The 9,327-nt window shown below is 66.7% G+C and carries 10 protein-coding genes; 4 read left to right on the top strand and 6 right to left on the bottom strand.

The window, feature by feature from the left end; translation table 11 throughout:
• On the top strand, positions 1–950 hold a 950-nt coding region (locus tag ISS20_RS21225; protein WP_291439311.1), incomplete at its 5' end, for an ABC transporter substrate-binding protein.
• A 97-nt stretch (positions 951–1,047) separates the two neighbouring features.
• Here ISS20_RS21225 and ISS20_RS21220 read toward each other — a convergent pair.
• The 3 genes from ISS20_RS21220 to ISS20_RS21210 all read right to left on the bottom strand — a co-directional run bounded on the left by ISS20_RS21220 (position 1,048) and on the right by ISS20_RS21210 (position 3,289).
• Complete coding sequence (locus tag ISS20_RS21220) at positions 1,048–2,004, bottom strand: aldo/keto reductase (protein WP_291439309.1); 957 nt, start codon at positions 2,002–2,004, stop codon at positions 1,048–1,050.
• Between the two features lie 77 nt (positions 2,005–2,081).
• On the bottom strand, positions 2,082–2,696 hold the full coding sequence (locus tag ISS20_RS21215) for a chromate transporter (RefSeq protein WP_291439307.1): 615 nt from the start codon (positions 2,694–2,696) through the stop codon (positions 2,082–2,084).
• On the bottom strand, positions 2,693–3,289 hold the full coding sequence (locus ISS20_RS21210; protein ID WP_291439305.1) for a chromate transporter: 597 nt from the start codon (positions 3,287–3,289) through the stop codon (positions 2,693–2,695). Before ISS20_RS21210 ends, ISS20_RS21215 begins: the two co-directional genes overlap by 4 nt.
• A 241-nt stretch (positions 3,290–3,530) precedes the next feature.
• Between ISS20_RS21210 and ISS20_RS21205 the strand changes: the two genes are divergently transcribed.
• Positions 3,531–4,376 (top strand): fumarylacetoacetate hydrolase family protein, encoded by an 846-nt coding sequence (locus tag ISS20_RS21205; protein ID WP_291439303.1) that lies wholly within the window; start codon positions 3,531–3,533, stop codon positions 4,374–4,376.
• Between the two features lie 69 nt (positions 4,377–4,445).
• Here the strand turns inward: ISS20_RS21205 and ISS20_RS21200 are convergent, their stop codons facing one another.
• Positions 4,446–4,730: a DUF6150 family protein gene (locus tag ISS20_RS21200; protein WP_291439301.1), complete on the bottom strand. Its 285-nt coding sequence runs from the start codon at positions 4,728–4,730 to the stop codon at positions 4,446–4,448.
• 293 nt (positions 4,731–5,023) lie between these two features.
• Here ISS20_RS21200 and ISS20_RS21195 point away from each other — a divergent pair, with 293 nt between their 5' ends.
• On the top strand, positions 5,024–6,328 hold the full coding sequence (locus tag ISS20_RS21195; protein WP_291439313.1) for a sorbosone dehydrogenase family protein: 1,305 nt from the start codon (positions 5,024–5,026) through the stop codon (positions 6,326–6,328).
• 113 nt (positions 6,329–6,441) lie between these two features.
• Positions 6,442–7,149, top strand: a complete 708-nt coding sequence (locus ISS20_RS21190) for a VIT family protein (RefSeq protein WP_291439299.1) — start codon at positions 6,442–6,444, stop codon at positions 7,147–7,149.
• Between the two features lie 148 nt (positions 7,150–7,297).
• Here the strand turns inward: ISS20_RS21190 and ISS20_RS21185 are convergent, their stop codons facing one another.
• Complete coding sequence (locus ISS20_RS21185; RefSeq protein ID WP_291439297.1) at positions 7,298–8,671, bottom strand: HipA domain-containing protein; 1,374 nt, start codon at positions 8,669–8,671, stop codon at positions 7,298–7,300.
• A 39-nt stretch (positions 8,672–8,710) separates the two neighbouring features.
• Entirely contained in the window at positions 8,711–9,013 is a 303-nt protein-coding gene (locus ISS20_RS21180; protein WP_291439295.1) for a helix-turn-helix transcriptional regulator, read from the bottom strand.
• Between the last annotated feature and the right edge of the window lie 314 nt (positions 9,014–9,327).

Here is a 9,327-nt window from a genome sequence, read left to right as displayed (position 1 = left end):
GTGTTTTTGGCCGCGAGATCCGCATGGAGGTCAAGGACGACGGCTACGTGGCTGCACGCACCTTCAAGAACGTGACCGAGATGGTGGAGGCGCAGTCGGTGTTTGCACTGATCTCGCCGCTGGGCACGGCCAACACGGCAGCCATCCTGCCGCTGATCGAGTCCAAGGGCATCCCTACCGTCGGCCCGGTGACCGGTGCCACGTCGCTGCGTGCGGCGGCCAACAAGCACGTGTTCTTCCTGCGCCCCAGCTACCGCGAAGAAACCCAGCGCTTGGTCAAGCAGATCGTGGAGATGGGCCTCAAGCGCATTGCGGTGGTGTACCTGGACAATCCTTTTGGCAAAGAGGTGCTCAAGGACATGTCCGCAGCGCTGGACGAAATCAAGGTCGAGCGCGGCGGCGAGTTTGCGCTGGCCGTGGATGGCAAGAATGGCGCCGAGCTGGCCGATAAGGTGGCGGCCGAACGCCCCGGTGCCGTGCTGCTGGCCACCACGGGCACGGCCAACACCGCGTTTGTGCAGGCGTTCCGTGCCAAGGCGCAGGGTGTGCCGCTGGCAGGCCTGTCGGTCACGGTGATCTCGTCGGAGCTGCCCAAGCTGGCAGCCTCCACGCGCGGCCTGGCGCTGGTGCAGGTGTTCCCGGACGCCAACTCGCAAAAGTCGGTGGTGGTGCGCAAGTTCCAGAGCACCATGAAAGCCACGGGGGGTGATCCTGCGTTCTTGAACAGCGGCAGCGCGCTGGAAGGTTGGCTCAACGCCCAGATCATGATCGAAGGCCTGAAGAACGCAGGCAAGGAGCCCACGCGCGAGCGCCTGCGCGCCGGGCTGACGGCCATCCGGTCCCTGTCGTTCGGCGACTTCAACGTGGGCTTTGGCAACAAGGCGCCTTACATCGGCTCGGACGCCATCTACCTGGCGATCTACGCGGAGAACGGTCGCCGGATCAGCTGATGGAATGACAGGCTGATGGGGCGCCGGCCCACTCACCAAGCGACCCACAAAGCCATACGCAAAGGGCCCGCGCACGCGCGGGCCCTTTTTGTTGGATTCAGCCTTGGGCGCTGGCGGCGTCCAGCTGGTCCAGCGCATCGCTGTCCAGTTGCAGCTGGGTGGCCTTGACCAGCTCTTGCAGCTGGGCCACCGACGTGGCGCTGGCAATGGGTGCGGTGATGCCCGGTTGCACCATCTGCCAGGCCACGGCCACCTGGCCGGGCGTGGCGCCGTAGCGTTGCGCCACAGCGTCCAGCGCCGCCAGAATGCGCAACCCCCGGTCGTTGAGGTACTTGGCCGTGGTGTTGGCGCCGCGTGCGCTCTTGGCAGCGTCGGCCGCAGTGCGGTACTTGCCGGTGAGGAACCCGGCTGCCAGCGCATAGAAGTTGATCACACCGACCTGCTCCTGCACACACAGCGGCTGCAGCGCGTCCTCGAACACGGCGCGGTCGTACAGGTTGAACAGCGGCTGCAGGCTCTCGTAGCGGGGCAAGCCCAGGCGTTCGCTGGTCTGCAGGGCCTCCTGCAGGCGGGCGGCGCTGTAGTTGGAGGCACCGATGGCCCGTACTTTGCCCGCCTGGATCAGGTCTGCATACGCTCCCAGCGTGTCGGCCAGCGGCACGGTGGTGTCGTCGTCGTGTGACTGGTACAGGTCGATGTGGTCGGTCTGCAGCCGCTGCAGCGATGCCTCCACCGCCTGGCGGATGTAGGCAGGGCGCAGGCCCACCTTGCCGTCGCCCATGTCCTTGCCCACCTTGGTGGCCAGCACGATGCGGTGGCGCTTGCCACTGTGCTTGAGCCAGCGGCCGATCACCGATTCAGATTCACCCCCGGTGTGCCCCGGAGCCCAGCGTGAGTACACGTCGGCGGTGTCGATGAAGTTGAAGCCCGCGTCCACCCACGCATCGAGCAGCGCGAACGAGGTGGCTTCGTCGGCCGTCCAGCCAAACACGTTGCCGCCAAAACACAAGGGCGAGACCTGCAGGCCTGAGCGGCCCAGGGAGCGGAGTTGCATGGAATTGCCTCTCAAAAACGGAAAGAAATCGTGCCAGCTGCCCGGGTTGCGCTGCGCACCCCAGCAACCCAAAAGCTTCAGACCAGCCCCAGCGCACCCAGCAGCGCACCGGCGCCCAGCATCCACAGCAGGTGCAGCTTGGTGCGCCAGACCAGCACCGTGGCCGTGGCGGTCAGCAGCCACAGGGGCCAGTCGGTGGTCCATTCGCCATGGGCGCGGGCCAGCACCCATGACGTAGCCACCAGCAGGCCGATCACCACCGGGGCCATGCCTTGCTTGAACGCGCGCACACCGCGCCGCTCGCGGTTGCGGTGGCCCCAGCGCGTGGCCGTCCAGGTCAGGAGGCTGCTGGGCAGCATCACGCCCAGCATGCACACCGCCATGCCCAGCGCGCCCAGCAGCCAGCCGGTCACGCCGGGGCCGCCTGCGTTGACACCCACGTTCCAGCCCAGCAGGGCAATGAACAGCACGTTCGGGCCCGGGGCGGCCTGGGCGATGGCGATGGATGCGTTGAACTGCGGGTCGGTCAGCCACGCCTGGCGCTCGACCAGAAAGCGGTGCATGTCGGGCGCGGTGGCGATGGCGCCGCCCACGGCCAGCAGAGACAGCGACAGGTAGTACAGGAAGAGGTTGAACCAGTCGCCGGCGCTCAGGGCCATCAGGGGGGCGGTGAGGGGGGCTGCGGTGCTCATGGTGCGAGCTTTCTCCAGGTCAGCGCGCAGGCGGCGCCGCCGATGACCGGCAGGATCCAGAACAGCGGCCAGCGCAGCCATGCCATGGCCACGATGGTCAACGCGGTAATGGCCAGGCACAGGGGGCGGCCGAGCGGGTGGTTGCGGATGGAGACAAACAGCTTGATACCCACCCCGGCAATCAGGCCCGCCGCCACGGCCCCCATGCCACGCAGCGCGCCCGCCACGGCGGGTTGGGCGGAGAACTGCGCATACACCACCGCCAATGCCAGCACCAGCATCAGCGGAAAGGTCAGCATGCCTGCCAGCGCTGCAAACGCGCCGCGCAGGCCAAAGTAGCGGTCGCCGATCATGATGCTGAGGTTGACCACGTTGGGGCCCGGCATGATTTGCGCCACAGCCCAGTCTTCGACAAACTCTTCGTTCGTCATCCAGCGCTTTTTCTCCACCAGCTCGCGCTGCACAACAGCCAGCACACCGCCAAAACCCTGCAGCGCCAGCCAGGTGAAGGACCAGAACAGATCAGTCGGGTTGCGGGGCTGTGGGCGCATTGGCGCTTCAGTAGGCGGGGACGAGGCGGTGGCGGGTGCCATGGGTGCAAGGTTCAATGAAAAGTGGCTGATGCGCCGGTAGTATTTGCACTGCTAGCTATTGATATGGTAGCAACTCAGTGCTGCGGCATGCCCGCCATGTTACGCGCGCCCCAGGCTGCACGCTGGTGGCGGGGCGTCGTGATCGGGCAAGCCCGGGGCGGCCAATGGTGCACGCGCGCACGGTGGTCTGCCGCTATGCTGCCGGGTGGCCCGCATCCATCCAAAGAGACAAGGACACCCCATGAAACTCATTCGATATGGCCAGCCTGGCGCAGAACGCCCCGGCCTGGTAGACGCCCAGGGCACGCTGCGTGACCTGTCCATGTTGCTGCCCGATATTGGCCCCGCGCAGCTCAGCCCGCGCACGCTGTCAGCGCTGGGCGCCATCGACGCGCGCCGCCTGCCTGCGGTGTATGGCACGCCCCGCCTGGGCAGCCCGGTGGGTGGCGTGGGCAAGATCGTGTGCGTGGGCCTCAACTACGCCGACCACGCCAAGGAGGCGGGCATGCAGCCGCCCGCCGAGCCGGTGCTGTTCATGAAGGCCGTGACGGCGCTGAGCGGCCCCAACGACGACGTGCGGATCCCGCCCGGCGCCACCAAGACCGACTGGGAGGTGGAACTGGGTATCGTCATCGGCACCCGTGCCCGCCATGTGTCCGAGGCCGACGCGCTGGCCCATGTTGCCGGTTATGTGCTGGCCAACGATGTGTCTGAGCGCGCCTGGCAGCTGGAACGCGGCGGGCAGTGGGACAAGGGCAAGAGCTACGACACCTTCGCGCCCATCGGCCCCTGGCTGGTGACGGCCGACGAGGTGCCCGACCCCCACGCCATCGACCTGTGGCTGGAGGTGAACGGCCAGCGTGTGCAAAACGGCAGCACGCGCAATTTCATCTTTGGGGTACCCACGGTGGTGTCGTACATCAGCCAGTTCATGAGCCTGGAGCCCGGCGACCTGATCCTGACCGGCACGCCTGCGGGCGTGGGCCTGGGGCAAAAGCCCGCACCCTGGTTCCTCAGGTCCGGTGATGTGGTGCGCCTGGGCGCCACGGGGCTGGGCGAGCAGCTGCAGAAGTACGTGGGGGGGTGACGATGGGCCACAGCGGCGTGCTGCTGCTGCTGCTGCTGCGCCGCGTGTCGCGGGTTGGTTCGGACCTTCTCAGTCCAGCTTGCCGCGCAGCGCGTGGCCCGCGTTGCGCCAGCCCGCCTGCTCCCGGTACTTGACCTTGAAGGTCTTGAGGTCCGCCTGGCTTTCGTACTTGACCCGGAAGATGCTGAAGGTGGCCTGAGGAGCTTGGTCCACAAAACACCACACCGCGTCGCCCTCGGCCTGTTGCGCGTGCGGCATTTCGTACCAGCAGAGGTCGGCCTGGCTTTCATAGGGCACCTCAAACACCTTGGCGTCGGCAGCGGCGGCCTGCGGGGCTACCAGAATTTTTGCCATGTGCAACTCCTGTGAAAAGCGCGAAGCCAATGGGCCCATGGTGCGCAACCCTGCGGCCCCGCGCAGTGGTACATACCCGCCCTGCGCGCAGCGCCTGACAGGCGTTCGCGCCACCGGCTGACAGGCCGGTCCCTGCCAGCGGCACACACTGCCCCGTGATGCAGCCTGTGCGCTGCGTTGCAAGGTGTGCCATGTCTCTGTTCCCCCGTTGTGCAACCCCCGGTTCTGATGGCGCGCAAGGCAGGCGCGCCCATGGCGAGGCGCCCTGCGGCGGGAGTCGCCGCAGGCAGAGGGTGGTGGCCGTGATCGGCACTCTTTGCGCCTTGAGTGCCTGCACCGACCCCGTCTCCCTGCCGCCCGAAGCGGGCATGGGCCGGTCGCCCACGCTGCCCCCGCCCACGTCGGCGCTGCTGCCCACCGTGCACATTGCACCTGCCCAGGCCTGGCCAGCAGGCACACAGCCCATGCCGATGAACGGCCTGCGCGTGACGGCACTGGCCACGGGGCTGGACCACCCGCGCTGGCTGCTGGTACTGCCCAACGGGGATGTGCTGGTGGCTGAGAGCAACGCGCCCCCCAAGCCTGACGATGCCAAGGGCATCAAGGGCTGGGTCATGAAGCGGGTGATGAAACGCGCCGGAGCCGGTGTGCCATCGGCTAACCGCATCACCTTGCTGCGCGATGCCGACGGCGACGGCATTGCCGAAACCCGCACCACCTTCGCCGCCGATCTGCATTCGCCTTTTGGCATGGCGCTGGTGGGCAATGCCTTGTATGTGGCCAACACCGATGCGGTGCTGCGCTTTGACTACACCCCGGGGCAGACGAGCCTGGTGGGCCCGGGCACCAAGCTCATCGACCTGCCCGCAGGCCCTATCAACCACCACTGGACCAAGAACCTGATCGCCAGCGCTGACGCCAGCAAGCTCTATGTGACCGTGGGATCCAACAGCAACGTGGCCGAAAACGGCATGGCCGCCGAGGCCGGCCGCGCCGCCATCTGGGAGGTGGACCGCCTGACCGGCACGCATCGCGTGTTTGCATCGGGCCTGCGCAACCCCAACGGCCTGGGCTGGCAACCCGACACCGGCGCGCTGTGGACGGTGGTGAACGAACGCGATGAACTGGGCAACGACCTGGTGCCCGACTACCTCACCTCGGTCAAAGACAGCGCGTTTTATGGCTGGCCCTACAGCTACTTCGGCCAGAACGTGGACGTGCGCGCGCAGCCACCCCGACCCGACCTGGTAGCCCAGGCCGTCGCGCCCGACTATGCACTGGGCTCGCATGTCGCTCCGCTGGGCATGGCGTTTGCCACTGGCGCGGCGCTGGTGCCAGCGCTGGCGAGCGGCGCATATGTGGGCGAACATGGCTCGTGGAACCGCAAGCCCCGCAGCGGCTACAAGGTGGTATTTGTGCCATTTGCCAACGGCCAGCCTGTGGGGCTTCCGGTTGATGTGCTCACCGGCTTCGTCAGCCCGGACGGCAAGGCCTGGGGCCGCCCGGTGGGCGTGGCTGTGGACCCGCGCGGTGCGCTGCTGGTGGCCGACGATGTGGGCAATACCGTGTGGCGTGTGACGGGTACACCCGGGCCCTGAGCAGCGCATGACTGTTGGGCCGTACTTCATGCAACTGATCGAGCGGCTGATTTGACGGGGTGCCCCATTGGCACTTACCCTGCAAGAACTCTTCCCTTACCCCACAACCCGCCATGACCTCCGCCACACGCCGCCTCCACCTTGAACGCCACCGCACCGACCGCATCGGCTGGCTGCGTGCCGCCGTGCTGGGGGCCAATGATGGCATCGTCTCCACCGCCAGCCTGGTGGTGGGCGTGGCGGCCGCGCAATCCAGCCAGTCCACCGTCGTGATGACGGCGGTCGCCGGGCTGGTGGCAGGCGCCATGTCGATGGCGGCGGGCGAATATGTGTCCGTGCATTCGCAGGCCGACACCGAGAAGGCGGACCTGGACCGCGAGCGCGCCGAGCTGGCCGCAGACCCGGTGGCCGAGGCCCGCGAACTGACTGCCATCTACGTCGGCCGGGGTCTGACGCCCGAACTGGCCCAGCAGGTGTCAGCGCAGCTCATGGCGCACGATGCGCTGGGCGCCCATGCGCGGGACGAGCTCCATGTTTCCTCGGCCCTGGCTGCCCGCCCCGTGCAGGCCGCCATGACATCGGCCGCTGCCTTTGCCGTGGGGGCCGCATTGCCGCTAGCCGTGGCAGTGTTGGCGCCCACGGCCAGCCTGCTGTACTGGGTGGCGGGCACCGCGCTGGTCTTCTTGGCGCTACTGGGGGCTGTGGCGGCCCGCACGGGCGGCGCCGGCATGGTCGTAGGGGCCTGGCGTGTGACCTTCTGGGGCGCACTGGCCATGGCGATTACAGCGGGGGTGGGGGCGTGGTTTGGGGCGCCGGTATGAAGGTCACCAACTGGCCCACCGAACCGCTGGTTGTGCGCGTATCCCGTAAACACGTTCCAAGGCATTGGACACGCAGATTTGAATCAAATTGACCTGTAGCGCTTATGAAATATGCGCTAAAAGCTATCAATACAAGAGCATTTTGATATCAGCCAACGGCGCTGCGGCTGGCGATCTGCCCCAGCATCGTCGCCCCCGCCAGCCGCTGCTGCACGGTGGCTTGCACGGCCGGCGGCGCGTCACGCAGCAGTGCGGGCCAGTCGGCTTGGGCCTGCTTCACTACATCACGCAGCAGCACCATGTGCCGGGGCACACGCAGCAGCCCGGCGGATTTCATCAGGCCTTCCATGTCATCCCAGGTCAGTGCCCGCAAGGTTTTGTCGATGGCGCGGTTCACTGCGTACTGCTGGTCTGGCACGCCATCAAAAAACGCGGCCACGCACACTGGGTCATACAGCGGGGCCATTTGGGGCACGCGGCCGTCGGGGTAGATCAGGGCCCAGTTCTTCAGGTGGGCGTCGGTGTTGCCCATCAGGATGAAGGCCACCATGCGCGCCAGAAACTCGCGCGTGTCCAACACCGGTTGCCGGCTCAGGCGGTTGAGCACGCGCAGCATGGTGGCCCAGTCCTGCAGCACCCCTTTGCCGTGCGACTTGCCGTATTTCTGGCGGGGCGTGTAGCCCAGCACCTGGTTGAACTCTTCCATGTGCACGCGGGCGCCACCGGGAAGATGGTCAAACCGCTGCACGGCCAGTATCTCGTTGAAGGGCACGGTGTCGGGCAGGTCAGCCTCGGCGCGGGTGATGACGCGCACATCGGCCACGTTCAGCCCCAGCGCCTTGCACAGCTGGTAGCCGGTGTACTCGTTGGCCACCAGATCAGGGTGCGCGGTGGTGGGCAATTTCAGAATCACGCTGCCCGCCGCGCCCTGGCGGTGCACGGTGTAGCGGCGGCCGTCCTGCACCGCGCTGAACTTGGTGACCACGCCGGGCAGCGATGTCGCGTCTTCCACCGGGTATTCGACAAACCCCGGCTCCAGCACGTCCAGCCCCTGCGTGGTGTGCCAGTGGCGCACCACGTCCGGGATGCCGTCTTGCGCGGGCACGGGCTCCACCTCCAGCGCGCCCATCAGGTCGTGGCCTGCGGCGGCCAGCAGCTCGAACTCGTCGTCGGGGCTGCAGCCGCGCTCGCGCGCCAGCCGCTCGCGGTTGTGGCCCTCGGGCAGCAGGTTCTGAAAGTACACCGGCCAGCGCCCATCGGTGCGCACCAGCCGCGCATCGCGGGCCGACGCCAGGATCTGCTGCGTGGCCGCTTCGTCGGCGCCCTGGTAGCTGAGCGACAGGGTGGGGCGCTGCGGGTTGCGGATGTAGCTCTCATCAAACGACACCCTCAGTATGTCGCCGTACTGTGAGATGTAGCCGATCGCCTCCCGGCCACCGGGCGTACTTGCCTCGCCGGGCGTACCGCCTGCCCAGGCAGGCCGGTGCAGGTACAGGCGCAGGTAGCGGATGGAGGTGCTCATGGGGCGCCGGTGGGGCGGTTGAGTGGGGCGTCGCCAGGGTCAGCTGCGCAGACCATCCACCACCGATGGCGGCGCATCCACCCCCTCGGGCTGGCCCAGAAACTTGCCGCCGGACTGGATGAACGCCTCCAGGCTGGGCCGCAGGCTGCTGGGTACGGCAATGATGTCCATGCCCAGCACCCGCGCCATTTCGGCCAGGGTGGAATAGCGCGGGTCCAGGTCGCCGCCCTCGGTGCGTTGCACCGTCATACGGCTAAGACCTGCGCTTTCTGCAAGCTGGGCCTGGGTCATCTGGTGGGCCTTGCGCGCTGCGGCGAGAGTGGGGATAAGGTCGGTAGACATGATGATATTTATACTCTTAATTTTAAGAAAGAGTATAAATTTAATCTTTTTCAAAGTTTTCGCCACGGTATGAGCGAAAATTGGTGCGTATGCCGCGACAAGTCAGGCACGGTATCAGCCACTGTTCCTTGGCATTGATGTCTGAGACACCAGGACTGCCCGGAACGGCCGCAATGCAGCGTTATGCACAGCACGCAGTTATGCACAGTTGGTCCGGCAGCGCAACGTCGCCGCCCTCGTAAGAGGGCTTCGGGCACGTCTTTGAACTGCGCGTAATCACAAGGTCTTGAGGAACTTCAACAGGTCGTCGTCTG

Source organism: Acidovorax sp., assembly GCF_016783915.1.
Lineage (GTDB): Bacteria > Pseudomonadota > Gammaproteobacteria > Burkholderiales > Burkholderiaceae_C > Acidovorax.
The sequence above is the reverse complement of the archived record's forward strand: the minus strand, read 5'-3'. Positions and strand labels throughout refer to the sequence as shown.

Coding starts and splice junctions, on each gene's coding strand:
- ISS20_RS21220 (WP_291439309.1), bottom strand. CDS start 2,004: ATGCAACTCCGCTCCCTGGGCCGCTCAGGCCTGCAGGTCTCGCCCTTG.
- ISS20_RS21215 (WP_291439307.1), bottom strand. CDS start 2,696: ATGAGCACCGCAGCCCCCCTCACCGCCCCCCTGATGGCCCTGAGCGCC.
- ISS20_RS21210 (WP_291439305.1), bottom strand. CDS start 3,289: ATGGCACCCGCCACCGCCTCGTCCCCGCCTACTGAAGCGCCAATGCGC.
- ISS20_RS21205 (WP_291439303.1), top strand. CDS start 3,531: ATGAAACTCATTCGATATGGCCAGCCTGGCGCAGAACGCCCCGGCCTG.
- ISS20_RS21200 (WP_291439301.1), bottom strand. CDS start 4,730: ATGGCAAAAATTCTGGTAGCCCCGCAGGCCGCCGCTGCCGACGCCAAG.
- ISS20_RS21190 (WP_291439299.1), top strand. CDS start 6,442: ATGACCTCCGCCACACGCCGCCTCCACCTTGAACGCCACCGCACCGAC.
- ISS20_RS21185 (WP_291439297.1), bottom strand. CDS start 8,671: ATGAGCACCTCCATCCGCTACCTGCGCCTGTACCTGCACCGGCCTGCC.
- ISS20_RS21180 (WP_291439295.1), bottom strand. CDS start 9,013: ATGTCTACCGACCTTATCCCCACTCTCGCCGCAGCGCGCAAGGCCCAC.